The sequence below is a fragment of the Thermorudis peleae genome (genome assembly GCF_000744775.1).
In the GTDB taxonomy this organism is placed as follows: Bacteria; Chloroflexota; Chloroflexia; order Thermomicrobiales; family Thermomicrobiaceae; genus Thermorudis; species Thermorudis peleae.
Genome location: NZ_JQMP01000004.1, coordinates 457,884 through 482,751, shown reverse-complemented (window position 1 = coordinate 482,751; position 24,868 = coordinate 457,884). Strand labels below are relative to the sequence as shown.

The 24,868-nt window shown below is 57.5% G+C and carries 26 protein-coding genes, 1 riboswitch and 1 other annotated feature; of the genes, 17 read left to right on the top strand and 9 right to left on the bottom strand.

What is annotated here, in order from left to right; all coding sequences use genetic code 11:
- Positions 1–188: 188 nt before the first annotated feature.
- The 15 genes from N675_RS12150 to hisIE all read left to right on the top strand — a co-directional run bounded on the left by N675_RS12150 (position 189) and on the right by hisIE (position 13,305).
- Positions 189–1,379 (top strand): mandelate racemase/muconate lactonizing enzyme family protein, encoded by a 1,191-nt coding sequence (locus tag N675_RS12150; protein ID WP_038040270.1) that lies wholly within the window; start codon positions 189–191, stop codon positions 1,377–1,379.
- A 63-nt stretch (positions 1,380–1,442) separates the two neighbouring features.
- A complete protein-coding gene (pheA, locus tag N675_RS12145; RefSeq protein WP_038040268.1) occupies positions 1,443–2,303 on the top strand; it encodes a prephenate dehydratase in 861 nt (286 codons plus the stop codon).
- Positions 2,304–2,318: 15 nt separating this feature from the next.
- Positions 2,319–2,894 carry a 16S rRNA (guanine(966)-N(2))-methyltransferase RsmD gene (gene rsmD, locus N675_RS12140; RefSeq protein WP_038040267.1) on the top strand — a complete coding sequence of 192 codons (576 nt, stop codon included), beginning with the start codon at positions 2,319–2,321 and terminating at the stop codon, positions 2,892–2,894.
- Positions 2,894–3,403: a pantetheine-phosphate adenylyltransferase gene (gene coaD, locus N675_RS12135; protein ID WP_038040817.1), complete on the top strand. Its 510-nt coding sequence runs from the start codon at positions 2,894–2,896 to the stop codon at positions 3,401–3,403. The genes rsmD and coaD overlap by 1 nt, the downstream gene beginning before the upstream one ends.
- A gap of 1 nt (position 3,404) precedes the next feature.
- Positions 3,405–3,896, top strand: coding sequence for an ATP synthase subunit B family protein (locus N675_RS12130; RefSeq protein ID WP_038040264.1), 492 nt, complete (start codon positions 3,405–3,407; stop codon positions 3,894–3,896).
- A 63-nt stretch (positions 3,897–3,959) separates the two neighbouring features.
- Positions 3,960–4,230: a binding site (T-box leader), on the top strand.
- A 44-nt stretch (positions 4,231–4,274) separates the two neighbouring features.
- Positions 4,275–5,894 carry an anthranilate synthase component I gene (gene trpE, locus N675_RS12125; RefSeq protein WP_051914713.1) on the top strand — a complete coding sequence of 540 codons (1,620 nt, stop codon included), beginning with the start codon at positions 4,275–4,277 and terminating at the stop codon, positions 5,892–5,894.
- Positions 5,891–6,511 (top strand): anthranilate synthase component II, encoded by a 621-nt coding sequence (locus tag N675_RS12120; RefSeq protein WP_038040262.1) that lies wholly within the window; start codon positions 5,891–5,893, stop codon positions 6,509–6,511. The genes trpE and N675_RS12120 overlap by 4 nt, the downstream gene beginning before the upstream one ends.
- A complete protein-coding gene (gene trpD / locus N675_RS12115; RefSeq protein WP_038040259.1) occupies positions 6,508–7,560 on the top strand; it encodes an anthranilate phosphoribosyltransferase in 1,053 nt (350 codons plus the stop codon). The genes N675_RS12120 and trpD overlap by 4 nt, the downstream gene beginning before the upstream one ends.
- Complete coding sequence (gene trpC / locus N675_RS12110) at positions 7,557–8,375, top strand: indole-3-glycerol phosphate synthase TrpC (protein ID WP_051914712.1); 819 nt, start codon at positions 7,557–7,559, stop codon at positions 8,373–8,375. Before trpD ends, trpC begins: the two co-directional genes overlap by 4 nt.
- Positions 8,357–9,055, top strand: coding sequence for a phosphoribosylanthranilate isomerase (locus tag N675_RS12105; protein WP_038040257.1), 699 nt, complete (start codon positions 8,357–8,359; stop codon positions 9,053–9,055). Before trpC ends, N675_RS12105 begins: the two co-directional genes overlap by 19 nt.
- Positions 9,052–10,263, top strand: a complete 1,212-nt coding sequence (gene trpB / locus N675_RS12100; RefSeq protein WP_038040255.1) for a tryptophan synthase subunit beta — start codon at positions 9,052–9,054, stop codon at positions 10,261–10,263. Before N675_RS12105 ends, trpB begins: the two co-directional genes overlap by 4 nt.
- Positions 10,260–11,063, top strand: a complete 804-nt coding sequence (gene trpA, locus N675_RS12095) for a tryptophan synthase subunit alpha (RefSeq protein ID WP_038040253.1) — start codon at positions 10,260–10,262, stop codon at positions 11,061–11,063. Before trpB ends, trpA begins: the two co-directional genes overlap by 4 nt.
- A 13-nt stretch (positions 11,064–11,076) precedes the next feature.
- On the top strand, positions 11,077–11,454 hold the full coding sequence (gene aroH, locus N675_RS12090; protein WP_038040250.1) for a chorismate mutase: 378 nt from the start codon (positions 11,077–11,079) through the stop codon (positions 11,452–11,454).
- A gap of 45 nt (positions 11,455–11,499) precedes the next feature.
- The gene (gene aroF / locus N675_RS12085; protein ID WP_038040248.1) at positions 11,500–12,564 is read left to right on the top strand and encodes a 3-deoxy-7-phosphoheptulonate synthase; all 1,065 of its coding nucleotides are present in this window, start codon (positions 11,500–11,502) and stop codon (positions 12,562–12,564) included.
- A 54-nt stretch (positions 12,565–12,618) separates the two neighbouring features.
- Positions 12,619–13,305: a bifunctional phosphoribosyl-AMP cyclohydrolase/phosphoribosyl-ATP diphosphatase HisIE gene (gene hisIE / locus N675_RS12080; RefSeq protein ID WP_038040246.1), complete on the top strand. Its 687-nt coding sequence runs from the start codon at positions 12,619–12,621 to the stop codon at positions 13,303–13,305.
- On the opposite strand, the gene rimM is transcribed toward hisIE, so the two are convergent.
- From rimM to N675_RS12040, 8 genes are all read right to left on the bottom strand, one after another.
- Entirely contained in the window at positions 13,275–13,832 is a 558-nt protein-coding gene (rimM, locus tag N675_RS12075; protein WP_038040245.1) for a ribosome maturation factor RimM, read from the bottom strand. The two genes, hisIE and rimM, sit on opposite strands and share 31 nt — an antisense overlap.
- Entirely contained in the window at positions 13,786–14,136 is a 351-nt protein-coding gene (locus tag N675_RS12070; RefSeq protein ID WP_081887096.1) for a KH domain-containing protein, read from the bottom strand. The genes rimM and N675_RS12070 overlap by 47 nt, the downstream gene beginning before the upstream one ends.
- Before the next feature lie 22 nt (positions 14,137–14,158).
- A complete protein-coding gene (gene rpsP, locus N675_RS12065; protein WP_038040243.1) occupies positions 14,159–14,446 on the bottom strand; it encodes a 30S ribosomal protein S16 in 288 nt (95 codons plus the stop codon).
- Between the two features lie 221 nt (positions 14,447–14,667).
- Entirely contained in the window at positions 14,668–16,128 is a 1,461-nt protein-coding gene (locus tag N675_RS12060; protein WP_038040233.1) for a DUF4129 domain-containing protein, read from the bottom strand.
- Complete coding sequence (locus N675_RS12055) at positions 16,100–17,353, bottom strand: DUF58 domain-containing protein (protein WP_051914711.1); 1,254 nt, start codon at positions 17,351–17,353, stop codon at positions 16,100–16,102. Before N675_RS12055 ends, N675_RS12060 begins: the two co-directional genes overlap by 29 nt.
- 9 nt (positions 17,354–17,362) lie before the next feature.
- The gene (locus N675_RS12050) at positions 17,363–18,367 is read right to left on the bottom strand and encodes an AAA family ATPase (RefSeq protein WP_338417754.1); all 1,005 of its coding nucleotides are present in this window, start codon (positions 18,365–18,367) and stop codon (positions 17,363–17,365) included.
- Positions 18,368–18,373: 6 nt separating this feature from the next.
- Complete coding sequence (locus N675_RS12045) at positions 18,374–18,784, bottom strand: HEAT repeat domain-containing protein (protein ID WP_038040231.1); 411 nt, start codon at positions 18,782–18,784, stop codon at positions 18,374–18,376.
- Positions 18,785–18,800: 16 nt separating this feature from the next.
- Positions 18,801–19,955 carry a hypothetical protein gene (locus N675_RS12040; RefSeq protein WP_038040229.1) on the bottom strand — a complete coding sequence of 385 codons (1,155 nt, stop codon included), beginning with the start codon at positions 19,953–19,955 and terminating at the stop codon, positions 18,801–18,803.
- A gap of 32 nt (positions 19,956–19,987) precedes the next feature.
- Positions 19,988–20,064, bottom strand: a riboswitch (Fluoride riboswitch).
- A gap of 66 nt (positions 20,065–20,130) precedes the next feature.
- On the opposite strand from N675_RS12040, the gene N675_RS12035 reads away from it, so the two are divergent.
- Positions 20,131–21,291 carry an NAD(P)/FAD-dependent oxidoreductase gene (locus tag N675_RS12035; protein ID WP_156100890.1) on the top strand — a complete coding sequence of 387 codons (1,161 nt, stop codon included), beginning with the start codon at positions 20,131–20,133 and terminating at the stop codon, positions 21,289–21,291.
- Here the strand turns inward: N675_RS12035 and N675_RS12030 are convergent.
- Positions 21,288–23,912, bottom strand: coding sequence for an Ig-like domain-containing protein (locus tag N675_RS12030; RefSeq protein ID WP_038040224.1), 2,625 nt, complete (start codon positions 23,910–23,912; stop codon positions 21,288–21,290). The two genes, N675_RS12035 and N675_RS12030, sit on opposite strands and share 4 nt — an antisense overlap.
- Before the next feature lie 573 nt (positions 23,913–24,485).
- On the opposite strand from N675_RS12030, the gene rpsO reads away from it, so the two are divergent.
- Positions 24,486–24,755: a 30S ribosomal protein S15 gene (gene rpsO / locus N675_RS12025; RefSeq protein ID WP_038040222.1), complete on the top strand. Its 270-nt coding sequence runs from the start codon at positions 24,486–24,488 to the stop codon at positions 24,753–24,755.
- Positions 24,756–24,868: the final 113 nt, after the last annotated feature.

The window sequence follows — 24,868 nt, the reverse complement described above, 5'->3', positions numbered from 1 at the left end:
CTCCTCGTGACACCGGAACATATCTTTTCCTCGTGTGCCCGGGTTGTGGCCGCACCTATCCATTAGCCGAACTGCTTGCTCACACGGACCCTCGACGCCGACCATCACGATAGTGATAGGATGACTCATTCACTCCACCAATCGCATACAATGAGCGCCGAGGTGCAGTGAGTGAAAAGGGGAGAAAGATGCGCATTGTTGATCTCAAGTGTGCAGTAATCGGTCAAAGCCCGGTGGTACGGATCGTGACAGATGAAGGGGTAAGTGGCTACGGGCAGATTGAATCGACAAAGCCGTACCTGAAGCCGCAGGTCCTTTTCTTCCGTGATTATCTCCTCGGCGAGGACCCCACGAATGTCGAGCGCGTCATTCGCAAGATTCGTCGCCTCGGTGCGTTTAAGCCGTGGGGCAGTGCTGTCAGCGCTATTGAAATGGCGCTGTGGGATGTTGCGGGCAAAGCTGCTGGTCTGCCTGTCTATAAGCTCCTTGGTGGCAAAGTTCGAGACCGTGTGCGGGTGTATAACGGCGGCGTGCGGTTTCCCTTACGTGGCTATCAACCTGAGGACTTCGCCGAGAATATGGCCAAGATGAAAGCTGCCCCGGAAGGATTCACCATCATCAAGCAGGCTATTGGGTACCATGGTCCAATGCTGCAGCATCTTCCCGGCTCGCGCTACGGCGAAGACGTAACCGGATCACCCTATCTCAACCGCGGCCCGCTGACGGAGCGTGGGTTGAAGCATCTTGTCGCGTGTGTTGAGGCGATGAAGTCGGTGCTTGGTGATGAGGTGGGGCTTGCTCTCGATTGTGGCCCCGGTTGGACGGTGCCTGATGCAATCCGCTTTGCTCGGGCTGTCGAGCCCTACAACATTCTCTGGCTCGAGGACCTCATCACTGGCGACTACACGCCCTACGTATTAGCTGAGCTCTATCGAGAAGTAACAACGCAAACGATGACGCCAACGCATACAGGCGAGCAGATCTATCTGCGCCAAAATTTCATGCAGTTAATTGAAACACATGCCGTGCGTGTGATTGGTCCCGATCCAGCAGATGTTGGTGGCATTGCTGAATTGAAGTGGATTGCTGAGTATGCTGATCTCCATGGAATCCAGATTGCCCCGCATGGCATCTTCGACGGCTTGATCGGTTTGGCGGCACTGGTGCAGGTGGCCGCGACGCTGCCGCAGAACTATATCGCGTTTGAGTATCCGGTCGCACGACCTGAATGGTGGTACGACATTATCGAGGGGTTGCCGCAGCCGATTGTGCGCGACGGTTTTATCGAAGTTTGGGATCGTCCCGGCCTCGGCGTCGAATTCAATGTTGACGCAGCGCGCCAGTATCTTCGCCCTGAAGACGCGGATTTCTTCGACTAGTCGTTGCCAACGTTTGTCACATTGTCAGCATATACTCATTGGGGGCAGCGAGAGGAGCAGCGCGTGCGACTCGCCTATTTAGGTCCGCCAGGGACATTCAGTGAAGAAGCGGCTTTGGCCGTTGCGTCGCGTGATGGTGCAGACGTCTTGCCACTGGGGTCAATTCCCGCACTCGTTTCTGCTGTTGAGACAGGGCTTGCCGATCGTGCGATTCTGCCAATCGAGAACTCGCTTGAGGGCACGGTGAGCACGACGGTTGACCTGCTCATCCATGATACGGACTTAAAAATCTGCGCTGAGTTGATCCTGCCGGTTCGGCACTTCCTTCTCGTCCGCCCTGGGACAAGTCTTGACCAGATCCGTGTTGTTGTCTCACATCCACAAGCGCTTGCCCAATGCCGACGATTTCTCGAGCGCTGCCTCCCGCAAGCGCAGCAGGTTGCTGCACTGAGCACTGCTGCTGCGGTTGCTGATGTCATGCAGCGAGAAGATGGCACATATGCCGCGATTGGGACGTTGCGTGCCGCTGAGCTCTATGGCGCTGCCGTCCTCGCGCGCGATATTCAGGATCATCATGGCAACGTGACACGGTTTGTTGTGTTGGCACCCGAGGATGCTCCGCCCACTGGGCATGATCGCACCTCATTTTGCTTTACGGTGAAACGCAATGTGCCTGGAGCGCTCGTCGATGTGCTGAGCGAGCTAGCGGTTGCGCAGATTCAAATGACCAAGGTTGAAAGTCGTCCGATGAAGTCGGTGCTTGGTGACTACTACTTCTTGGTCGATATTGAAGGTCACCGGCTTGATCCTCCGGTGGCCGCGGCGCTTGAGCGTGTCGCCGCAAAAGCAGCCGAGCTCAAGTTGTTTGGCTCATATCCCCGTCACGACGTGGAACTGTCGGGTGGTCGTATTCCTCGCCAATAACGCGGAGGCACGGCCGTGCGGGTAATTGGAGGCGTGGCACGTGGCCGACACCTGAAAGCACCACGTGGCATGCGCACACGTCCAATGGCTGACAAGATTCGTGAGGCGCTCTTTTCAATGCTTGCCTCGCTGCAGATTCGGCCGCGTCGCGTGCTCGATCTCTATGCCGGCAGTGGGGCCATCGGTATCGAAGCACTATCACGTGGTGCACAGTGGGTCGATTTTGTCGATATGAGTTCAGCGGCCTGTACGGTCATCCGACAGAATCTGGAAAACACGGGCTTTCGGGATCGCGCAGCAGTGCATTGCATGCCGGTCCGCTCCTTTCTTGCACGCGTGCGTGAACCGTACGATTGCGTCATTATGGACCCTCCCTATGCTGATCCAACCATCCTTGAGACTATGGCTCTGCTTGCCCGCTCAGCGGCTGTTCAGCCAGGGACCGTCTTAATTCTTGGCCATTCGCCGCGTCTTCTCCTCCCACCGTTTCATGCTGGTTGGCGACAATTACGCGATCGTTGTCACGGGGATAGTTGTGTGGCAATTTACCAACTTGAAGCAAGTGAGGATTCAGAGGCGGTGGAAACGTGATCCAGCATATTGCCCTCTATCCGGGCACCTTCGATCCGATTACGAATGGCCATGTCGATGTTGCATTACGTGCGGCGCGATTGTTCGACTTCGTTGTCATTGGGGTCTATGCAGGACACGATGGAGCGGGCAAGCACCCGTTGTTTAGCGCTGAAGAGCGGTGTGCCATGGCCCGGCAAGCACTTGCCGGTGTGGAAAATGTTCGCGTTGACGTCTTCACTGGCTTGACCGTAGACTATGCCCGTGCGGTTGGGGCGCAGACGATTGTCCGAGGGCTGCGAGCTGTGTCCGACTTTGAGTATGAATTTCAGCTCGCGCATATGAATCGTCATCTTGCACCAGATGTTGATGTCGTCTGCCTCATGACGAGTGCCCAGCACTCGTTTATTAGCTCGAGCATGATCAAAGAGGTGGCGATGCTGGGCGGTGATATCACAGCGTTTGTGCCACCGCACGTTGCGCAAGCGCTTGCTGAGAAGTTCAGTCAGCTGCGGGTGGAGCGTCGATAGGATGGCCATCGTGGATGAACAGCAACGGGGATATTCCGTAGCGGAGCCGCCGGTTGACCTCAATGAACTGATCGATCGGCTTGAAGAGCTCATGGTGCGTGGATCCCGGGTGCCGCTCACCAGCCGCGTGATGATCGAAGAAGCGGAAGCCCTTGCCTTGCTTGAACAGCTTCGTCGCGCGCTGCCTCGGGAAATCCGCCAGGCTCGACGGGTTTTACAAGAGCGGCAGAAAATTATCCTCGATGCCCAGATGGAAGCACAAAAGATTCTCGCAACAGCCCAGGAGCGCGCCCAATATATTCTGAGTGAGCAAGGCATTGTGAACGAAGCTAAGGCGCGCTGCGAGGAGATGCTGCGCCAGGCCAAAGAACAAGCCCGCCGTGCTCGCAGCGAAGTTGATCTCTATGCTGTTGATCTCCTCTCTCGCGTCGAGGAAGTGCTCCAGGAGAGCCTTGGTCGTGTCCAACACATCAAAGAGCGGATCACAGAGTAATAAGCTGAGCGTCGCATCTTGACAAGGCTCCATGTCGATGCTACAGTGCTAAAGCAAAAGAGGGTAATGGCTGCGAACGGGGCAAGTACGCGAAGGGTCGCGGCTCAGAGAGCTGGCGGATGGTGCAAGCCAGCGCTGGCGATTTCGCGGAATGGACTCGGGAGCTGCACCCCGAACGCCTTGTGCAAGTAGGAGGTGCCGGAGACTCCACCGTTATCTGGGAGCGGGGTATCGGATCACGCTGTGATCCCGTACTCGCAGAGGTGGGGCGTACGCGTGAGCTGCGCCCAACCAGGGTGGTACCGCGGAAGGCGATGTGCCCTCCGTCCCTGATGGGACGGAGGGCAATTTGTATTGGAGCAAAAGTGGAGCGGGGCCATGGTCGTAGGATTCGCACCTTCTTTCTCTCGTACCGAGCAATACCAACCGAGCCGTGACGAGGTGATTCGACTGGCTCACGCTGGCTACACCGTTATCCCCGTCTATCGGGTCTTGAACGCGGATCTGGAAACGCCCGTCTCCGTTTTCTTGAAAGTCGCACAAGGGCGGTATGGCTTCTTGCTGGAAAGTGTTGAGGGTGGCGAGCGGCTTGCGCGCTATTCCTTCATTGGCACCGATCCTGCGGCGGTGCTCACCTGCCGCGATGGTCTTGCGACAGTGCAATGGTTCGCGTCGTTGGGCGATAGCTCTGGACTTCATCACCGCGCAGGAGGGCTAGATTATTACGGAGGAGCAGCCCACGTAGAGCAGCGGCCTTTTACTGATCCATTAACGCTACTTCAGTCGCTCCTGGCGCCCTTGCGTCCAGCAGTGTTGCCCGGGTTGCCGCGCTTTCTTGGTGGGGCGGTCGGCTATGTAAGCTATGAAGCAGTGCGCTATTTCGAGCGTATCCCAACGGCTCCCCAGGACCCACTTGCCTTCCCCGACGCGTGTTTCCAACTCGTGACCAGTATGGTGATTGTTGATCACATCGAACGAACGATGACGGTCGTTGCCCATGCAGTCATCGATGATCCGCGTGTTGCTGGCCGCGAATATGACGCAGCAGTCGCACGGGTCGAGCAGATCGTCGAGCGGCTTCAAAAACCGCCAATCGTGCCGGTCAGCACCCATCCGTTGTCTTCCATCCCCATACTCGAGCGCTTGCAGGCTAATCTCGATCAGTCCCAGTATGAAGCCATGGTTGAACAAGCAAAGGCCTACATTGCTGCCGGGGATATCATCCAGGTGGTGCTTTCGCGTCGTCTTGCTACTGAGACTGGGGCTCACCCGTTCACGATTTATCGGGCACTTCGCCGTATCAATCCTTCGCCCTACATGTTCTTCTTGCAGTTTGATCGTGATGTGCTCATCGGTGCATCTCCTGAGATGCTCGTTCGGCTTGATGGCGACCAGCTGTCGATGCACCCGATTGCCGGCACCCGTCCCCGTGGCAGGACGCCTGAAGAAGACGAGGCGTTGGCACGTGAATTGCTCGCTGACGAAAAGGAACGTGCTGAGCACATTATGCTCGTTGATCTCGGCCGGAATGACATTGGGCGCGTCTCCGAACCAGGCACGGTTCGCGTGCCACGCCTGATGGAGATCGAGCGGTATAGCCATGTCATGCATCTGGTCAGTCAGGTAACCGGAAGACTCCGCGCTGACCTCAGTGGGATTGATGCGCTGCGGGCGTGCTTCCCAGCTGGGACGGTCAGTGGAGCACCAAAGATTCGTGCCATGGAAGTCATCGCGGAGCTTGAACCAGAGTGGCGTGGACCCTATGCCGGTGCTGTTGGCTATGTCGATTTTACCGGCAATCTCGATGCCGCGATCACTATCCGCACGATTGTGATGCGTGACGCAAAGGCATACCTCCAAGCGGGTGCAGGTATCGTTGCCGACAGCGTTCCTGAACGTGAATTCCAGGAGACCTGGCAGAAGCTTCGCGCAATCGTGCGTGCGCTTGAACTGGGCGAAGCGATGGAACGTGTACAGCGGGAAGGTGGTGAAGTGTGATTCTCCTACTCGATAACTATGACTCCTTTACCTATAACCTCTACCAGTATCTTGTCGAACTTGGAGCCGAAGTCACGGTCTATCGCAACGATGCGATTGATGTTGCTGATGTTCTCCGGTTACATCCAGATGGCATTGTGATCTCTCCTGGCCCTTGCACTCCACGGGAAGCTGGTATTTCGGTGCCACTCATCCGCGCTGTTGCTGGCCACATTCCGGTGCTTGGCGTTTGTCTGGGCCATCAAGCCATTGCAGAAGCCTTTGGAGGACGGGTTGTCCGTGCCCCGAGCCTCATGCATGGCAAGACGTCACAGGTCTATCACGATGGCTCGGGTGTCTTTACTGGGCTTCCCAGTCCGTTCACAGCAATCCGGTATCACTCGCTCGTCGTTGAGGCGGAGACACTGCCGGCTGAACTCTGCGTCTCGGCACGCAGTGATGACGGAGTGATCATGGGGATACGCCACCATCAGTATCCCATTGAAGGCGTCCAGTTCCACCCTGAGTCGATCTTGACCGAGCATGGCAAAGCCTTGCTGGCCAATTTCTTGGATCTCGCACGGACTTATCACCAGCGCATACTGGTCGGATCACGCCAGGAGGGAGGGCAAGCATGATCACTGAAGCGATTCGGAAAGTCGTTGCTGGCGAGACGCTCACACGGGATGAGGCAGCACAGGCGATGGAGGCAATTATGGGCGGTGCTGCGACGCCCGCCCAGATTGCTGGATTGCTCACGGCCTTGCGCGTGCGCGGAGAACGTGAAGAAGAAATTGCTGGCTTTGCTGAAACGATGCGCCGTTTTGCCGTGCCCGTCTCACTCGATCTCGCTACTCCGGTCGTAGACACGTGTGGAACCGGTGGTGATGGCGGGCGCACCTTTAACGTCTCGACTGCGGCCGCTTTCGTTGTTGCAGGCGCAGGAGTGCCAGTTGCCAAGCACGGGAACCGTGCGATGTCAAGCGCTAGTGGCTCGGCTGATGTACTCGAGGCACTGGGCGTCCGAATCGACCTTGGGCCTGAAGCCGTTGCCCATTGTGTTCGTGAGGCTGGCATCGGATTCATGTTTGCCCAACGTTTTCATCCGGCAATGCGCCACGCAGCACCAGTGCGTCGGGAACTTGGTATTCGCACAGTCTTCAACGTACTCGGGCCGTTGACCAATCCTGCTGGGGTACGCCACCAACTCGTCGGTGTCGCAATGCCTGATATGGTTGAAACAGTTGCCCGTGTTCTTGCCCTGCTTGGGGTGTCACACGCGCTTGTTGTCCACGCGACGGATGGCCTTGACGAGCTGAGCCTCAGCGCTCCAACACTCGTGTATGACGTGCGCACCAATGGTATGTCCTCGGTGCGCACGTTTACGATTGAGCCAGAATCGCTCGGCATTCCAGCAGCGCCGCTGTCTACTGTCCGCGGTGGAACGGCCCAGGAAAATGCGCTGATGATTCGCCGCATACTAAGCGGTGAAGAACGTGGCCCCGCGCGAGCTATTACCGTGCTCAATGCGGCAGCTGCACTCTACGCTGCAGATGCCGTTGAATCGATTGCTGAAGGAATTGCTCGCGCCACTGCAGCGATTGATAGTGGCGCAGCACAGGCTCGCCTCGAAGCTCTCGTGCGGCTGAGTCAGTCGTTGGCAGAAACAGAGGCGGGGGTAGCATGATGCGAGCGACTTCGACCTACCTCGACCGTATTCTTGCGCAGACGGCGCGGGATCTCGACCAGCGCCGTCAAATAACCCCTCTCCGCGAGCTAGAGGAGCGCGCAGCACGTCAGCCTGCCCCTTTTTCGATTTCAGCGGCACTTCGCGTTCCTGGCGTTCAGGTCATTGCTGAGATAAAACGAGCTTCGCCTTCCCGCGGCCTCATTGCTCCCGCTGCTCAGGTAGAAGATGTCGCACAGTCGTACCTTGAGGGCGGAGCTGCGGCGCTCTCGGTCTTAACGGACACCCCCTTCTTCCAGGGATCGCTTGAGGACTTGCGCTGTGCTACTCAACTTGCTCATGCCTGGCATCCCCCACGTCCTGTCCTTCGAAAAGACTTTGTGCTCGATCCATACCAGGTTATTGAAGCGCGAGCGGCGGGTGCCGACGCCGTGCTGTTGATTGTGGCTGCGTGCGATCCACCAACTTTGCTGCGGTTGCTAACGGAAGTGCAAACCTGGGGGATGGAAGCCCTCGTTGAAGTGCACGATGAAACTGAGCTGGCAACGGCGTTAGACGCTGGAGCCATGATCATCGGCATTAACAACCGTGACTTGCGCACATTCCAGGTTGATCTCGCAACGACTGAACGCCTCGCAGTGCAGGTCCCGGCGGATCGTGTCATCGTAGCGGAGAGTGGCATTCATGGGCCACAGGATGTCAAGCGGCTGGCTCAGGTTGGTGTCGATGCAGTGCTTGTTGGCGAGTCGTTGATGATGGCTGCTGATCGAAAGGCGGCAGTGGAGGCATTGTGGCAATGGCAGCTGGCTGGGTGAAGCTCTGCGGCATACGCACAATTGCCGATGCGTTGACTGCCGCTCGGGCTAACGCTGATGCCATTGGCTTTGTTTTTGCTCCCAGTCGGCGTCAAGTCACGGTATCGGCAGCAAAAGAAATTGCCCGAGTAGTTCGAGCCCTCGCACCCGAACTCCTCATTGTCGGTGTCTTCGTGAATGCTGCACCCGAAGAAATCAACGACGTTGTCGACACGGTTGGACTTGACCTGGTGCAGTTGAGTGGCGATGAACCACTGGCGGTAATTCCGCAGCTTACAAGACCTGTGCTGCGTTCCGTTCGTGTCACTGCTACAAATGCTGAAGCAGCGATGCAGTTTGCCCGTCAAGCCTTTGCGGCACACAAACCACCATTTGCCTTGTTGGTCGATGCGCATGTACCGGGCCGGTATGGCGGAACAGGACAGCGCGCTGACTGGGCGCTCGCTGCTGCGCTCGCCGCTGAGTGGCCAGTGGTCTTGGCCGGAGGATTGACGCCGGAAAATGTTGGCGAGGCGATTACCCAAGTCAGACCCTTCGGCGTTGATACGTCGAGTGGTATTGAGACAGATGGCCAGAAAGACCCCGCGAAGATGCAGGCGTTTGTCGCGGCGAGTCGAGCCGCGTTTGCGCTCCAGGCTTCATCCCAACAGCGGGAACAGCAGAAGGAGGCAGTACCATGACGCTGATCCGTGAAGTGCGACGACTTCCCGATGAGCGTGGTCGCTTCGGCCGGTTCGGTGGTGTCTATGCGCCAGTGACATTGCTTCCGGCGCTTGAAGAGTTGACAGCAGCGTACGAAGAAGCGCGCAATGATCCGTCATTCCAGGCTGAATTCGCTCGCTTGTTGCATGACTATGTAGGCCGTCCGACTCCACTCTATCATGCAGCAACCCTCAGCCGAGCAGTTGGTGGTGCCCAGATCTATCTCAAGCGGGAAGACCTTGCGCATACCGGGGCCCACAAGATTAATAACGCTCTTGGGCAGGGCCTGCTTGCTAAACGTATGGGGAAACGACGAGTAATTGCAGAAACTGGAGCGGGGCAGCACGGCGTTGCAACCGCGACGGTCTGCGCGTTGCTTGGTCTTGAGTGTGTTGTCTATATGGGTGAGCTGGACATTCAGCGTCAGGCGCTGAATGTTTTCCGCATGAAATTACTCGGCGCTGAGGTTCGCGCAGTGCACGCAGGCAGCCGCACGCTCAAAGACGCGATGAACGAGGCCATCCGTGATTGGGTGACCAATGTTCGCACGACCTACTACCTCATTGGTTCTGTCGCCGGGATGCATCCTTATCCCATGATTGTTCGTGATTTTCAATCGATCATCGGTCAGGAAGCGCGGCGGCAGATTCTCGAGCAAGCAGGTCGCCCCCCAGATGCAGTCGTTGCCTGTGTCGGTGGTGGTTCGAATGCGATGGGGATCTTTTCTGGCTTTCTCGACGATGCCGAAGTCGAGCTCTATGGTGCTGAAGCAGGTGGTGAAGGAGTCGAAACCGGACGCCATGCTGCTTCGCTGAGCGCAGGCCGGGTTGGTGTGCTCCACGGCTCGCAATCTTATGTGTTGCAGGATGCGGATGGGCAAATTCTTGAGGCGCACAGTATTGCTGCTGGACTCGATTACCCTGGCGTTGGCCCAGAGCATGCCTATTTGAAGGAAACCGGACGCGCAACCTATATCCCGATCACGGATCACGAAGCGCTCGATGCCTTTCAGTTGCTTTGTCGGACCGAAGGGATTATTCCAGCGCTTGAATCTGCGCATGCCGTTGCGCTGGCAGTGCGGCTCGCTCGCGAGCGCCCACGCGATGCCGTGATTCTTGTCAACCTCTCAGGGCGTGGTGATAAAGATCTGCATAGCGTTGCCTCGGTGTTGGGGGTGTCATTATGACGCAAGCTCCGAGCCAAAGCCGGTTGCAGAACGTGTTTGCTCAAGCCCGTGCGCGTGGCGACGTCGCGATCATTCCCTACTTGACCGTGGGGTTCCCGCAACGTGAGAGCACGGTTGCCCTCGCCAGGGCGGTTGTACAAGGGGGCGCTGCGGCAATCGAGCTGGGAATTCCTTTTTCTGATCCGTTGGCCGATGGCGTGACAATCCAGCGTGCAAGCCAGGTCGCTCTCGCCAATGGTGTCACCGTTCGCTTTTGCCTTGAAACGGCCGCGCAGTTGCGGCAAAACAGCGTTGACGTGCCGCTGATCTTCATGGGATACTACAATCCACTGCTCCAGTATGGTCTGGAGCGGTTTATCGCTGCATGCGTGGAAGTCGGAGTTGACGGCTTGATCGTGCCTGATTTACCCCCACAGGAAAGTGATGAACTCTTGGCACTGTGTCAAGCAGCTGGGCGCGATCTTATCCAGATGGTCGCTCCGACAAGTACGGATCAGTTGATTGCCGAGGCTGCAGCCAGGGCCCGTGGGTTTATCTATTGCGTTTCCGTGACCGGCGTGACTGGCGCACGCACACAGTTGCCGGAAGATCTTCCTGCGTTTATTACTCGAGTTCGCCAGGTGACCACCTTGCCGCTTGTCCTGGGCTTTGGCATCGCGCGTCCCGAGCATGTTCAAGCTGCAGCGGCGCTGGTTGATGGGGTGGTCGTCGGAAGCGCTCTCCTTGATCGTATCGCGAGCGCGCCACCATCGGCGCAGGCTGAGGTCGCGCGGGCATTTCTCGAGGAGTTGCGGTCGTAGGGGAGGGTAGGGAATGCATTGGTGCCGGGGAATTCGCGGAGCGACGACAGTGGAGCGGAACGACGCTGCGGAAATTGTTGCTGCGACGCGCGAGTTGTTACTGGCGATCGCCGAGGCAAACGACGTGCAGCCTGACGATATTGCGAGCATTATCTTTACGACGACACCTGATTTGAACGCCACATTCCCTGCGGTCGCAGCCCGTGAGCTTGGCTGGCTTCAGGTTCCGCTCCTCTGCGCCCACGAGATGAATGTCCCCGGTGCTTTACAACGCGTTGTGCGCGTGCTTATGCATGTCAACACAACGCGTCATGCCAATGAGATTCGCCATGTCTACTTACGTGGAGCGCGTGACTTGCGTCCTGACTGGACATTCGGTTCCGCGTTGTAGCTCGATCATGGTGCAGGCCCAGGGAAGGACAAGGAGGGACGAGGAATGATCGTGATCATGGAGCCGGGTGCGACTCCCGAGCAGATTGCTGCTGTGCAGAAGCGTGTTGAGGAGTTTGGCTTCTCAACTAAGCTTGCGCCCGGTGCCGAGCGGATGGTGATCGGTATTGTTGGTGTCCCCTTGCCAGACACGCTAAAGGAGGCGCTGGAGCGGCTGCCTGGAGTCGAGCAGGTCGTTCGTATCAGCAAGCGGTATAAGCTCGTCAGCCGCGATTTCCATCCAGTCAATAGCGTGATCCGCGTTGGCGATGTGGCTATTGGTGGCGATGACGTTGTTGTCATTGCTGGCCCCTGCTCGGTCGAAAGCGAGGAGCAGATCATCACAACTGCACGGGCCGTGAAAGCGGCTGGAGCAAAACTCCTGCGCGGCGGTGCCTTTAAGCCTCGTACTTCGCCATATGACTTCCGTGGCTTCGGTGAAAAGGGTCTCAAGCTGCTGGCGAAGGCTCGCGAGGAGACGGGGTTGCCAGTGGTGACCGAAGTGCTCAGCCCCAATGAGGTGGATCTTGTGGCTGAGTATGCCGATGTTCTGCAAATTGGCGCGCGCAATTGCCAGAACTACCTCTTGCTGGAGGCGGTGGGAAGAACGCACAAGCCAGTGCTCTTTAAGCGTGGTATGGCGGTTCAACTCGAGGAATGGCTCCTCGCGGCTGAATACATTGCAGCCCAAGGGAACGATCAGATTATCCTCTGTGAGCGCGGCATTCGGACGTTTGAGACCTACACTCGGAATACACTCGACCTTGCCGCAGTGCCGGCCATCAAGCGACTGAGCCACTTGCCAATCATTGTCGACCCAAGTCATGGCACTGGCCGCTGGCAGCTTGTCCCAGCAATGATGCTTGCTGCTGTGGCCGCTGGTGCTGATGGGTTGATTGTCGAGGTGCATCCCAATCCCGATCAAGCGCTTTCCGATGGCAGCCAGTCGCTGACGTTCGAGAACTTTGCGACTGTCATGCCGCAACTGGCGCGCGTTGCCGAAGCGATTGGCCGTCGGCTGCCCTTGCCTGAAACCACCAGCGAGTATGCAATGATGGCACCAGCTGAGTAAGCTGGAGAAAATGGTGAGGGCCGTGGTGTGGCTGTGGCATGAGGATAACGTGCAATGGAACAGGCAGCTGATAGGGCAGCAGTTCTGACAAAGATCCGCTTTAACGAGCAGGGGCTTGTCCCGGCGATCATCCAAGATGTAGCAACCCGCACCGTGCGTATGATCGGCTACATGAATGCCGAGGCAGTTCAGCGCACAATCGAGACCGGATTCGTGCACTTCTGGAGCCGGAGCCGGCAACGTCTTTGGATGAAAGGTGAAACCTCCGGTAACGTGCTTGAGCTCGTCGAATTGCGTGCCGATTGTGATGGCGATGCGTTATTGATCCTCGTGCAGCCCCACGGCCCGACTTGCCATACCGGCATGACGAGCTGCTTTGATGGGCAGCCTCTCATACAGCGTCCCTGGCCGCACAGTGGCAGTTGGGTTCTCGATGATGTTGCGGCGGTTATCGCTGAGCGGCAGGCATCTCCGCGCGAAGGCTCCTATACGAGCTATCTCTTCCGCGAGGGGGTCGATAAGATCGGCAAAAAGATCGGTGAAGAAGCGGCGGAAGTCATTATTGCTGCAAAGAATGGCCAGCCTGAGCCGCTTGCGAACGAGGTCGCTGACCTGTTCTATCACGTCCTCGTGCTCTTAGCAGCGATGAATGTGCCACTGCTACGGGTGTGGGATGTCTTACGGCAGCGACGTGGGCGCGGAGCGATCGATCAGCCTCCCTCGTCGTCTTCTTCGTCGTAGTAGAGGGGTGGCCGCACGATCATTTCACCGGCATCCAGATCAATCGAAAGAATCACCGATTGCAGTGCTGGCAAAAGCAGTTCGCCGTGTGCCGTCTGGACAACGTAGACGTCATTTGCTCCTGTTTCGAGGATCTCGACAAGCTCCCCGAGCAGTATTCCCTGCTCATCGCGGACACGAAGCCCAATGAGCTGAAAGTGGTAGTACTCATCCTCGCCGAGGGGAGCAGCTTGAGCAAGATCAATGCGCACCACGCGTCCTTGCAATTCCTCGGCAGCCTCTCGGGTCTCAATCCCTTCCAGGGCAAGTAGGGCAATTTCTCCTTGGATGCGGGCGCGGCGGAGCTTCCGCGGTGTTGGCTCGTCTTCGATGTAGACATACGCCAGCTTCGGAATACGCTCAGGGAAGTGCGACCAGATGCGGAGACGCACTTCCCCGCGAAGGCCGTGTGCGCCAACAATTTTGCCGATTGAGAGGCGCTCAATTGACTGCCGGTTCTTGCCGTGTTGTTCGTTCGATCTGGTCATCAATCGTCAAGCTCGCGTGAACACCGTAGCGAATAGCGGCGATGCTCAGCATCGTCCGCATAGCGCGAGCGATCTTGCCTTCGCGGCCAATAACTTTGCCAAGCTGGTCTGGTTCCACTGAGAGCCGCAGGACGACGGTGCGGCCCCGACGTCGTGCTCGAATCTGGAATGCTCCTGGCCCATCAACAAGCTGGCGAACGATATAGTCGATCAGATCCCGCAACGCTGGGATGGCGCGTTCGGGTTCTGACCGGTGAGGTGGCCGTCGTGGTGGTCCTGGTGGGCGTCCTCCGCTGCCACTCATGATTACGCCAGTACCTCGTTACCTACGCATTTGCCTGCGTCGTCGTGCCTTGCCCAGCTCCGTTGCGCCCAGGCAGAACCCCTGCCTTGACGAGGATGGAGCGGACCGTCTCGGTTGGCTGGGCGCCGTGCGAAAGCCAGTACTGCGCTCGCTCAGCATTAACTTGGATTGTCGCTGGCTCTGTACGAGGGTTATAGTACCCAATCTCCTCGATGAAGCGTCCATCGCGTGGCCAGCGCGCTTCTGCAGCGACAATCCGATAGTGTGGTTGCCCCTTGCGACCCATCCGGCGTAGTCGTAGTCGGATCATTGCCTCCCCGTCTCCGAACCTCGTCCCTGCGCTCAGCGGAACTGCTCATCGCGTGCTGCTACGAACTTTGGACAACACTCTCCATGCCAGCCTTCTTGCTGGCACGCAATGCATAGCGTAACACTTTCCTGTATCCACGGTCAAATAGCAAGCATCCATCGCTGCACGGCGGGTAAGGAGAGAGAATGCTGTGCAAGCAGCTTCAGTTTCGACATTATGAATTATGATGTCCCTCGCAGCCGTTTCCCTTGTCTTTGTTGGGCAGAACGCGCATGGAGAGAGCGGTGCAGAGCCTGCCAATCGGCAACGGCCGCAGTATCATCTTCGCTGGTTGCACGCTCACCATAGCGCGCAACAAGATACCGCGCTGTCAAATCGGCAAAGGTGCTCGTTGTTTCGTTGAGCATGTGCTGTAGGCGTGCAAGATAATCCAGTGGTGTCTCTGGGGCTCGCCGGCTGAAGCCGTACTCGCTGAGGAGCCAGAGGGCAGCCTGGTATGCCTCACGAACGGTCTGAGGCGTCGTTGGTACACGTCGCTGGGCACGCTTTTGTGTCGGACGCCGAAGAAGACCGCGGATCTGCTCCATGACAAGCGCACGCGACCAGGTTGCTTCGTGGATATCCTGCGTGCTTTCTTCACCTGTTGCGATGTGATAACGACGCAGCCCGCGAACAACAAGCAGAAGAATACCAGCCGCCAGGGAAATACCGATAGCAAGTTCGACCCCAAAGCGAAGAATCGGCGGCAGTCCAAACCGTGCATGGTTAGCGGCTTCGTGGAACGTCGGGAAAGCCGGTGGCTGTTGGGGAAGTGGCTGATGCGCGCTTCCGCCATGGTGGAGAAGCCACGTTATCGGAGTGAGGAGTAGAAAGAGGACGTAGGCAAACGCAGCAAGGATAAAGAAGAGCACGGTTTCGATGCCGGTAAGGATCCAGCTCAGTGGTGTCGCAAGCCACTGCCAGAGTGCCGGGCCAGCAAGCAGACTGATAAGTGCTGCGAACGCAACAGTGAAGAGCGCAAGACCCGTTGCGCTGCTCAGCCAGCGTCTTACCTGGAGTGTGCCTCCCACGCGTCGAGCAGCCGAGTGTTGTACCGCTGCCGCTTGCACTGTTGCGGCTGTAATGAGACGGAGGGCTGCGAGTGTCGGAACAACCCAGCTCAATGTTGCGCCAGCGCTTTCAGCCAGGTGCTTGCTAACAAGCACGAAGAACAGCGCGCCGCCAACAAGAACCAGATCGCGAATAAGGCTGCGTCGGACAAAGTCACTCGTGAATGGGCGTGGGTCAGCGCCGAGCGTGAGGCCGCGCCACCATGCCAGAGCGCTCAGGATGAGTAAGGCAAGTGCCGGGCCACGAAGGTGCAGGAGTTGAACGATCCCGATGAGTGGTGCAAGGATCCCGCCGTGCGAAGTGAGGCCAATCCAAAGCAGCGTACACCAGATCCACGCCAGGGCACTGATTGCCCGAGCAAACCCAACGTCCCAACCCGCAGCAAGGAGCAAGCGGGCGAGCCAGAATGCAACGAGCCCGAGTCCACCAAGCACGAGCCCTGCGGGGGGTTGGGTCTGTGATGACACCATCGCAGCACCAAGATGAAGCCACGGGAGAAGCGTAAGGGCTTCCGCACTGGCGACAAGGACACTGAGGATAATGTCAAGCGGATGAGGCAGCCATCGTCGCATTCGGCAAATCCTCCAGCGTATGAATGACAAAGCCAGGTCGCGAAGGAAGGCTTGGCGCGTCTCCGACAGCGAAGAGAGCAATCGTATGCCCCTCACGGTAAAGGCGGATGAGTGTCCGTTCAAGCTCTGGCGTAACCAGGGCGGTGATCACGGCAAGCGTTGCCCCCCAAGGAAGCATGCGTGCTTCACTGGCAAGCAGGCGCTCGATGCGATAACCCGTATACGGAACGAGGCGCGCAAGGGCTTCCAGAATCCGTTGGAGCTGACGTGGATGACGACTTGCCGGCAGGCGAATCAACCGCTCACCGCCTGCCTGTGGAGCGTTGACATAAAGGCCAACTTGGTATCCTGCATCAAGTCCCCAACGCGCTAAGGCGGCGCAGAGGGCGATCGCGTGCTCAAGCTTCTCGGGATCAAGCCCTTCCCAGTAATGCTGAAAGGTGTTGATGTCGAGAAAGAGTGCTAAGAGCGGTGTTGCGCCTGGTTCAAAGTGTTTGACTTGCACTTCGCCGGTCCGCGCTGTCGCTGCCCAATGGATTCGTCGTGGGGCGTCGCCTGGGGCATAAGGGCGTACACCCGCATAGCGTGTTGGGTCTTCGAGGAATGGCCGCAGTGGTGATCGTTCTCCAAGGGGATGTTCAGCTGGTACCTGGAATACTTCGAGGGGGAGCAGCGGAGGGTAAACCAGAAGTTCGGTTCGCTCATCGATCTCTTGGCGTGTGAATGCGAGTCCGAATGGATCGCCGGTACGAAGGCGAGCTGGCCCAAATCGAAATACTCCACGGCGTTGCGGGATGAGCGTGTAGCGCCGGCGAATGCGCTCATAGGGCCGGATCCCGAAGAGGGTACGCAATACATGCGTCTTTGGTTTGAAGGACGGCTCAAGCTGGGCCTCTCGAGTTGCTAGGCCATCAGGGATGTCATCTTCAACCTCTAACCAGGGAAGTGGAAGAAGTTTGTTGTTCTCGAGAATGAGTTCCATGGTGATCAGTTCGCCAGGGAATGCCCGTGTGGTGGAAAGTTGGCGCGTGTAGTGCACGGCGCGTAGCCCCACGCGGCGCCAGAGCAGCGCGAGCACCAAGGTCACGGCAACGACTGCGCCGAGAAAGGCGAGCAGGGGCTGACGCAATGCGAGTCCAGCAAGCACGACAAGGCAAGCAAGACCTAGGAGTGGTGGAAGGCGATCAGCCTGCTCAGTGTCAAAGAGTGCAGCGGCATCATCCATCGCCTGCTCCTATGTCTCCAGCAGCTCGACATCAGGCTCGACTGGCACAGGTAACTCAGCCACGATCTGCCCGAGCACGGTTTCCGCCGTTCGCCCATGGAGTTCAGCGCTGGGGGCAAGGAGCAACCGATGTGCCAGTGCCGGAATCGCCATCGTGCGCACGTCATCTGGCAAGACATATGCGCGGCCATGGAGGATGGCATAGGCTTGAGCCGCCCGTGCAAGTGCAAGCGTGCCACGTGGACTAACGCCGAGCGTTAGGTCAGGATGGGTGCGCGTTCGGGCAACGAGATCAAGAAGGTAATCTTCGACGGGTGGACTGATGTGCACAGCGCGCACCAGCTGGCTTGCCTCAATGAGTTCTTCTGGACTTGTCACGGGCTGAATTGCTTGCAGGGGATCACCATGCAGAAATCGCCCAAGGAGCGCTCGTTCGTCTTCTCGCTCGGGATATCCCATGCGGATTCGCAGCAAAAAGCGGTCGAGTTGCGCTTCCGGTAGGGGAAAGGTGCCTTCAAGTTCAACAGGATTTTGTGTCGCAATCACCAAAAATGGCCGTGGAAGCGGATACGTTTGGCGTTCAACCGTCACCTGGCGCTCTTCCATCGCCTCCAGCAATGCAGCTTGGGTACGCGGGGTGCCGCGGTTCACTTCGTCCGCGAGGATGACATGGGCGAAAATTGGACCAGGATGAAAACGAAACGATCCGTCCTGCGGTTGGTAGGCAAGGGTGCCGAGAATGTCGGTGGGGAGCAGATCTGGTGTGAATTGGATACGTTGGAAGGTGCCCCCGAGCGTTTGGCAGAGCGTACGGGCGAGCTTGGTTTTGCCGATACCAGGGACGTCTTCAATTAACACATGGCCATCGGCGAGCAGGGCAACAAGGACTTGCTCGATAACTGCCCGTTTCCCCACGATAACTCGCTCAACGGTATCGCAAATGCGCTGTGCAAGTGCTTGGATACGTTCTGCGGCTGTCGCATCAAGCCGGGGCATCGGCGTCATTTGTCCCATGAACGTTTACCTTCCCTTCTGGAGCGCGCGGAGTGCTTGGTCACGAATACTAGCTAACGGATCATGTTCCGCGATGTCGCGCAATACCGCATCGGCTTGCGGTGTATGGAGTTGCCGCAGTGCTGCAACAACCTCGACGCGGACACGTGCTGCTCCATGCTGGAGTGCAAATTGAAGTGCCGGGAGAGCTTGCGGATCGCCGATCTTTCCGAGTGCTGCAACAGCGGCGGCTGCAACATCGACGTCCCACAGACGTTCCTGGATTGTTTGGCAGAGTGCGGGTACGGCGTACTGCTCCTTTTGTTCGCCAAGTATCCAGGCACAGTGTTCAGCAATGTCTGGTCGAGGATGCCGCAGCCCTGCAATCAGTTTAGCGGTAAAGGAGTCCGCTGCGATAGTGCTACCATGCATCGTCATGACTTATCCTCGTGTTTCACGAGACCCGTGCGTCGTGAAGCGAGACACCGGGCGTTTCTCCACCAAAGACTGCGATAAGGTCTCGCCAACTTCGCCGCTCTTCGTCAGTCAGATGCCCGCGAAAACGGTAATCAGAACTGGCAATAAATCGTTGAGCACGCTCAGCAAGCTCTTCGAAGGCGGCCACCGTCTCATCAAGAACGTGGTCAGCGTCTGGCTGTGTGAGTGCTTGGCGAAGGTGGCCAAGGCAGCGCGGTTCCGCTGAGTGATTGCTCGTCTCCATCGGCAGAGCAACTGCTTCCGGCCAAGCTTGGTCTTCCTCAAGCAGCAACTGGGCAACCAGCTGGGGAGCATCGAGATAGGTGGTCCATGCCCGAGCGCGGTCGCACAGCCAGGCCGTTCCCTTACTGAGATATTCCCGCTCAGCTTGGCACCATGGGCAATATTCAGCTTGGCGTGGAAGATATGGTGGTCGTCGGCCAACACGCAGTGCAAGCTGTTGCTCACTATCGAGGCTGCGATGGTGGTGCGCATATCGTGTGGCGAGGATGTCAAGCAGCGAACGCCAGCGCGCTGCTTGAGCTGGGGCGATTCGCTCAAGGGTGATGGCAAGAAGGTGGGCATGTGGCTGGCAGAGTAGCGCTGGCTCACTGACGACGAGTTCTGGCTCGTGCATGGCGATCCACGCCAGCGCGGTAAGCAGCGTCGATTCTCGTTGGGCTTCCCAGATGCAAGCCGGGCAGGGAGTACGAGGGGTGAGCCAGCGCCGAGCAGCTGTAACGCCACCGATCTTTACTGTTTGGAGTAGATCGACGAGAATGCGCTGCAGAAGGATTGCCACACCATGGTGACTGAATACATGATCACCAGCTGGTATGAGTGCCCAACTATGAATGAAGCAAAAACCGCGCGCGGCCAGTAGTGCGCGATGAGTATCTGGATCGGTGACCTGTTCCCACAGGATTGATTCCAGCCCGCGCAATTCGCGCTCTGCAAGGAGCCGACAGACTGGGCAACCAGGTAAGGCGATCGCTTCCGTGAGCATTGCAATGAGCACGCGGTCTGGCTGGATAGTTGGACGAGTGCGAAACAGGCGGGAAATGCGTGCAAGCCATCCGCCACGCTGCTCGGCTGTTCCTCCTGTTCGCATGGCCGGTGTTTCATGCACCATAAGAAAACCTCCACGCTACCGGAATAATCCGGAACTGCGTAGAGGCCATCAGCCGCTCGGCGGTTCGGCGGTCTTGTGCCGCCTGGTGAGCCTCATCACCTGCGTAGCGTAGTATACCACAAAGCACGCGTGCTGACGGCGCCGTGCTCAATGCCGAGGGGAGAGTAGGGCAATCGTGCAAAAGCAAATGCATGGGGTTGACATCGCCATTGTCGGCGGTGGCATTATTGGGGCAACACTTGCCTACTTACTGGCGCGCCAAGGAGTCTCGTGTTGCGTCCTCGAGCGTGGGATACCTGGCGCTGGGACTGCCGAAGCATCCGCGGGAATTGTTGGGCCCCATCTTGAACGAGAACAACCCGAAGCCCTTCGTGCCTTGCTTCTCAAAAGCCTGCGGGCTTATCCCTGGTTGATTGCGACGCTGCAGGATGAAACGCCAATCGATCCAAGCTATCACACCTGGGGCGAGCTACGGTTAGCGTTCACAGCTGAGCAAGCTCAAGCGCTGCGGGATCATGGCCAATGGCTTGAGTCGCTCGGTTTTGATGTCACCTGGCTCGACGCTGCAGCAGTGCGAGCTGATGCACCAGTGGTGGCTGAACAGGTCGTTGGTGGGCTGTATCTCGCTGACGCTGCCAGTATGGTGGTGCCTCGTTTTGTGCGCTCACTGTTGGACGCAGCGTGCCGGCGCGGCGTAACCGTGTTGCAACAGACCCCAGTACTCGGCTTCCAAACAGTCGGCGACCGCGTGATTGCGCTGCAGACTGGCGCAGCAGTATTGCCGGTTGACCAGCTCGTACTCGCAGCCGGCGTTGAGACAACGGCTCTCGTGCGATTGCTTGGCTCCTCCGTCGCTATCGAGCCGGTGCGTGGCCAGATGGTGCTCCTTCGTACAGTGCCGGGGGTGCTCAGAACAATCCTTGCCGGTCCGGCTGGTGGCTATGTTGTTCCACGCACTGATGGCGATATTTGGGCAGGTCCAACGAAGGAACGAGGGCGCTGGGAACAGCAGCCAACAGTTGATGGCCTTGTCACGTGCTTGTCCATCCTGAATCAGCTCGCGCCCGGGTTGCGTCCTGCAATCTTTGCTGGCACGACTGTTGGACTGCGGCCAGGGGCGCCTCCCGATGGACTTCCCGTTATCGGCCGCCTGCCCGGCTGGGCAAATGTCTGGGTCGCAAGTGGACACGAACACCTGGGAGTCATGCTCGCCCCTGGCACAGCCGAACTCCTTGTCGCAGCGCTTACTGGTACCGAGACACTAGCCGAACTGTCCGCCTTTGATCCTGGACGGCCAGCTGCCTGGCGTAACAGTGAGCACCGGCGCGCAAATTAGGAACTCCACGTGATAATCCAGTCATCATGTGGCTCTCCTGCCGTCTCACTCGTACTATCGCACTGGCCGTTTCGGTTAACGTCAACGCAGGCCCGAACGATCGTCGTTGTACCAGCTTCACTACCGTTGCGCAGGATGGTGACAGAGGCTTTCCCGTTAGCATCGGTTAGTGGTGTTGCTGAACCAATGACGGCAGGTGCCGGATTATCATTTCCCTCTTCCAGAATGCTGAAGAGGACGCGCGCTCCTGCAACGCTGTGTGATTGCATGCCGATGTCCGTAACAAGAACCGTTAGCTGGACCGTTTCTGAGTCGCCATACGGGGGATTGGAGCCGTCAGCAGGGAATGCGAGTTGGTAGTTCACCCACTGGAGCGTCACGGCTGCGCGTGGCTCGCCTTGATCGCATGAAAGGCTCAGGTCAAGGTCGATACAGGCAAGCACCTGGTCAGTTCGCTGAGGATCAGTATGGACATGGGAATATGCGACTTGGCCTGCTTCGTTGCTTACGTTGAACCATAGGATGCTGTGGTCGGATAGCGAAAAGAGGGTAATCGGAATCACACTGCCTGTAGTTTTTGCGGTCAATTGGATTGGAACGTTGATTTGACTGATGTCGGCCGACGCCGTTAAGGTAATAGCATACTCGCCTGTTGGCTGGGGCATGGGTAGCCCAGGTGGTGTGGTCACGAGGCTAAACGTAGTCGAGCCGTCGACAGCGACAGCGTAGTTGACGTTATTCGAGATAGCGCTTACTGGTCCGCCTGTCCGTACGGCAACGACCGCACTGCCGTGAAATCCAGGTGTTAGTGCGCTGAGGCGTGGTGTGTAGAGCGTTTGACCACTGTGGGGGGCGAGCGTCAGCGACTGAGTGCTACTCGGTACCTCATGCCCCATGTGATCAAAGAAGCGCACGACGACCTCAGCGGGAGTCGTTGCGCTTGTATTGAAGAGATTGATGCCACTCGTATCAGCTCGCTGGCTACCATCGCCTTTTTGGACGAGTGGCAGAGTAAGGAACTCTCCCTCGGCTGCGCCACTCGGCGCAAGATAACTGAGCGCTTGGCCCTGGCCGTCGAGCTTGTTGCCTTGATACTTGACGGCATCGACGGCAACCGCAATTGGCTCGGTGCCAACAACGGTGGCCTGTGAGAGCCCTTCGATGCCGGCGCCATCGAATGATGGGCGGTAGACAAAGGTCATGCCGCTGGGAGGCAGCGTACGTTCAACTTTGCCAAGCAGTGTACCTTGGGTGTCGTAAAAGCTGAGCGTTACCAGATTTTCCTCACTATCCGAAAGGTTGCTGATATTAATCCCACTGTTCCAGCCATTGTAGGACTGGAAGATGAGCGGTGCCGTCACAACGCGTGGACTATCGGCAGCGCGAGCGACCGGCACATTGGTCAAGGCCATAAGTGTTGAGGGCTTGATACGGTCAACGCTTGCGACCACCGGGCATGGCGCAGTAATCCACGCTTGTCCAACCCAGTTTTGCGCGGAGACCCCATTGTTTTCCAGAAGGTCAACAAGGTGGAGCGAGCGTGTTGCTCCAGCAGTCACTGCTGCTTGAACACGAAGCGGTTGATGACTCATCGCCATCTCAGCCGAAGGCAAGAGGTCAATAGTGGCCTTACAGCTACCTGCCGTGGCCAGGTTGGTAAGATGGATGACACTTTCCCAACCGTTGTTGCTTTGAACAATGGGAAACGCCCAGCGTGTCGGCTCAGTACTTGCCAGGAGGTCAGCAAACTTACTCTCTTCAGGGAGTTGAGCCGCGTGCAGTAGTTCGGTAAGTCCAAGTGCCGTATACCCTGATACGATAGCGTGCCCTTGGGAGGTGATCGCTTCGGGTGCTGGCAGCGGCTCAACGAGCTTGACTGCCCCAGCAATCCGAGCGGTGATCGTACTGCACTGCTGGTCAATCACGGGCAGGATGACATCGTAGTTCGCATTCGTGCTAATCGGATCCGGCTCCGTACTATCTCTCGTCGCTCGCCAGTCGATACTCAGTCCAGTGGTCGTGCGAAGTGCTCGCCATTCATGGTCGTTTGAGAGTTGGCCAATGCCAGCGAATGACTCGTAGGCACCGTAGCGGATGATGATGACCTTTGGGGTGATTGATGGATCAAGTTTGATCGTATCTGCCGTGTTTTGCCCGCCTTTGTGGACCACAAACGTGCGAGTAGCGAAGGTCTTGTTGCAGATGGTATCCGATGGCGGGTTTGACGTGCTCGGCAAGGCAGGTCGCGCTGTTGCCACGAGTGCGTGTGCTCCTTCGTCGGTTGACGTGAAGAGCGCCTCTGGTGCGATTGTTTCGATGCCGTGTGATGGCAGGGTCAGGGTCTTAATCGGGTGCGTATAGTCTCCCGGCTGCCAAAGGTCGATAGTAATCGGGTACTCTTCGATGTTTTGGAGAATGGCGACACTATGCCATGGACCGAGAGTGCCGATACGCTGTCCGTTTGGTAGCCAGGGAAAGAACACGACACTCTGTGGCTGCGCTGCGAATGGCCACTGTGGGGCAGGAGAAAGTGCAGGTGTTGCGGCAATGGAGGAGAAACAGAGCGTTGCGAAAAGCGCGAAGCAGATTATCCACCTGATACGAGCGTGCAACCGCCCCACCCGATTCCGTCCTTTCGTTACGCGGAACCTCACAAGCACTATCGTGCGTTGCTCTCTGAGGAGAATGCAGAATGATGGACGGGACAGAAATTTTGCGAACGATGCCCGCTCCCTTGCAGATTCATCTCCTGATTCTCTGGTCCTTGTTTCCACCAAAGGACTAATAAGGTCTATCCCATATGGATAGAATCATAGATTAAGAAAAACCATCTTGTCAAGGACAACTGGGAGATATCCAGCAATTTCTGAATTGCCCGAGAGGTACCTTAGAGTGCTGCAGAGAAAACCAAGCTCAGACAGGTCAATGCGGTCGCGGCTTTCCTGTTTACAAGCGCAGCTTTTGACAGTAATCCCCTCAAGTCAGCGTTCCGCGGCTCTACTACAAAAAGCGAGGGTTCTATCCCAACGTGTGAACGACGCGCCGGACGGCAACTTTTCTCCAGATTTGACATTCAGCGTGTCGTTCGTCTGGGGCGCTTCTCACTTTTTGCAGCAGCCTGCTGTAGTGCTATACTTCCTCCGTTGTGATGTGGGTGGAGGTTGTTGGTACGAGCGATAAGGGGTTGCAGGGCAATGGCACTGTATAAGGCACAAAAGGAGCAAATCATTCAGCAATTTCGCGTTCATGAGCATGATACCGGTTCTCCTGAGGTGCAGATTGCCCTGCTAACCGAGCGCATTAACAACCTTGTTGAGCATCTGCGTGAGCATCCTCATGACCATCATTCACGCCGTGGCTTGCTCATGCTCGTTGGGCAGCGGCGGCGCTTGTTGCGCTATCTGCGGGACAATGATGCTGATCGATACCAGGCGCTTATTGCTCGCCTCGGGCTGCGACGGTAAGATGGCATCGGAGCATGCTGTTGAGGAACCAGTAGGAGACGATCGTCGCCGTTGCCAGCAGCGGCAGAGCGAGATTTGTCTTCAAAGCCCAGGGATATCATCCCTGGGCTTTC

Bases quoted from the DNA above. Each gene is read 5' to 3' on its own strand.
- N675_RS12150 (WP_038040270.1), top strand. From the start codon at position 189: ATGCGCATTGTTGATCTCAAGTGTGCAGTAATCGGTCAAAGCCCGGTG.
- N675_RS12130 (WP_038040264.1), top strand. From the start codon at position 3,405: ATGGCCATCGTGGATGAACAGCAACGGGGATATTCCGTAGCGGAGCCG.
- trpE (WP_051914713.1), top strand. From the start codon at position 4,275: ATGGTCGTAGGATTCGCACCTTCTTTCTCTCGTACCGAGCAATACCAA.
- trpD (WP_038040259.1), top strand. From the start codon at position 6,508: ATGATCACTGAAGCGATTCGGAAAGTCGTTGCTGGCGAGACGCTCACA.
- trpC (WP_051914712.1), top strand. From the start codon at position 7,557: ATGATGCGAGCGACTTCGACCTACCTCGACCGTATTCTTGCGCAGACG.
- N675_RS12105 (WP_038040257.1), top strand. From the start codon at position 8,357: ATGGCAGCTGGCTGGGTGAAGCTCTGCGGCATACGCACAATTGCCGAT.
- trpB (WP_038040255.1), top strand. From the start codon at position 9,052: ATGACGCTGATCCGTGAAGTGCGACGACTTCCCGATGAGCGTGGTCGC.
- trpA (WP_038040253.1), top strand. From the start codon at position 10,260: ATGACGCAAGCTCCGAGCCAAAGCCGGTTGCAGAACGTGTTTGCTCAA.
- aroH (WP_038040250.1), top strand. From the start codon at position 11,077: ATGCATTGGTGCCGGGGAATTCGCGGAGCGACGACAGTGGAGCGGAAC.
- aroF (WP_038040248.1), top strand. From the start codon at position 11,500: ATGATCGTGATCATGGAGCCGGGTGCGACTCCCGAGCAGATTGCTGCT.
- hisIE (WP_038040246.1), top strand. From the start codon at position 12,619: ATGGAACAGGCAGCTGATAGGGCAGCAGTTCTGACAAAGATCCGCTTT.
- rimM (WP_038040245.1), bottom strand. From the start codon at position 13,832: ATGACCAGATCGAACGAACAACACGGCAAGAACCGGCAGTCAATTGAG.
- N675_RS12070 (WP_081887096.1), bottom strand. From the start codon at position 14,136: ATGAGTGGCAGCGGAGGACGCCCACCAGGACCACCACGACGGCCACCT.
- rpsP (WP_038040243.1), bottom strand. From the start codon at position 14,446: ATGATCCGACTACGACTACGCCGGATGGGTCGCAAGGGGCAACCACAC.
- N675_RS12060 (WP_038040233.1), bottom strand. From the start codon at position 16,128: ATGCGACGATGGCTGCCTCATCCGCTTGACATTATCCTCAGTGTCCTT.
- N675_RS12055 (WP_051914711.1), bottom strand. From the start codon at position 17,353: ATGGATGATGCCGCTGCACTCTTTGACACTGAGCAGGCTGATCGCCTT.
- N675_RS12050 (WP_338417754.1), bottom strand. From the start codon at position 18,367: ATGGGACAAATGACGCCGATGCCCCGGCTTGATGCGACAGCCGCAGAA.
- N675_RS12045 (WP_038040231.1), bottom strand. From the start codon at position 18,784: ATGACGATGCATGGTAGCACTATCGCAGCGGACTCCTTTACCGCTAAA.
- N675_RS12040 (WP_038040229.1), bottom strand. From the start codon at position 19,955: ATGGTGCATGAAACACCGGCCATGCGAACAGGAGGAACAGCCGAGCAG.
- rpsO (WP_038040222.1), top strand. From the start codon at position 24,486: ATGGCACTGTATAAGGCACAAAAGGAGCAAATCATTCAGCAATTTCGC.